General features: G+C 56.9%; 1 pseudogene. It reads right to left on the bottom strand.

What is annotated here, in order from left to right:
• Positions 1-269 precede the first annotated feature (269 nt).
• Positions 270-1310, bottom strand: a pseudogene (locus tag BV911_RS18740) (IS110 family transposase).
• Positions 1311-1402: the final 92 nt, after the last annotated feature.

Below are 1402 nucleotides of genomic sequence, written 5' to 3'. Positions count from 1 at the left end.
CTCGAACCGTGTATGGATGGCACCCGCGGGGCAAGGGCGGATCGGTCAAGTCTGGCTTTTGGTCAGTTGCGGCCATGTATACGGCGTCTGAATTGCAGTTCACTTACTGCGCGCCCTGATGAATTCCGCGGTCGCGTAGGTCCCAATCAATGGCGCGCGCTGCAAGGCGCTTCGGTTCGAACAGGGTGTCCTTTGCGATTTTCCCACCTTTTGCCATCATCTCACGATGCACTTGCCTTTCTGTCGAGGGTCTTGTCCCCCGGTTTCGTTCAGGCGGCCAGGGCCACCTTGAATTCTGTGCCATTCTTCAAAAGCGCGTAGACCGTTCGGGCCATGCGATTGGCAAGTGCGATAGCCGCCTGCTTGGGCTTGGTGCGCTGGATGATTTTCCACAGCCAGTCATTGCCCGGTTCGCCCCGGCGGCGGGCGCTCACTTGAGCCATTGCACCAAGGTACAGTAGCCGACGCAGGTATCGGTTTCCCATTTTGGAGATGCGCCCCAATCGTTCTTTGCCCCCGCTGGAATGGGGCTTTGGCGTGAGACCCAGCGTCATGCCAGAGGCATGCTTTCAGCATGACGCCGACAGATCCCGTCCTGACTTGAAGTCGGACACCTCAGGCAAGGATGCCACCATAGCGCTGGCCGTGATCGGGCCGATCCCTGGAATGGTTTGCAGGCGCTTCGCGGCTTCATTCATGTTCGCATCCACACGCACATCGGCTGTCAGGTTCACAATCTTCTTTTGCGTGTCGACCAGTTGATCTGCGAGCAGGTTCAAGGCTTTATGTGCTGCAGTCGGCAAGTTCGTTTTATCACAGGCTTCGATCAAACGACCGACGTTTTGGATGCCTTTGGGTATGACGACACCAAACTCACCGAGATGTGCGCGGATTGCATTCACGATCTGTGTCTGCTGACGCACCAGAAACTCGCGCGCCTTATGGGTGACCAAATGGCCTTGGGTCGCCTCGGACTTTACCGGTACAAACCGCATCGACGGTCGTGTGACAGCTTCGCAGATCGCTTCAGCATCGGCCGCATCAGTTTTGCCGCGCTTAACGTAACTCTTCACATAGCATGGTTGCATCAGGCGAACCTCATGTCCCAGCTTTATCAGCTCACGCGCCCAGTAGTGCGCGCTGGAGCAAGCCTCCATACCGACCAGACAGGCTGGCAGTTTCTGGAAGAACTCTAGCATCTGGCTTCGCCGCAGCTGCCGCCGCAAGACCGGTTTCCCAGCCTCATCTACGCCGTGCAGCTGGAAAACAGATTTGGCCAAATCGACCCCAATTGTGGTAATCTCGTTCATGGATGGCTCCCTTCGTTGGTGACTGTTTATAGCACCCAATGTGGCACATTGAGATGCCGGAAGCGGGTGCCATCCACCCCATCAATGGCGCA

This window comes from Pseudoruegeria sp. SK021, from assembly GCF_002119405.1.
Lineage (GTDB): Bacteria > Pseudomonadota > Alphaproteobacteria > Rhodobacterales > Rhodobacteraceae > Meridianimarinicoccus.
This window is presented reverse-complemented; position numbering and strand designations above follow the sequence as displayed.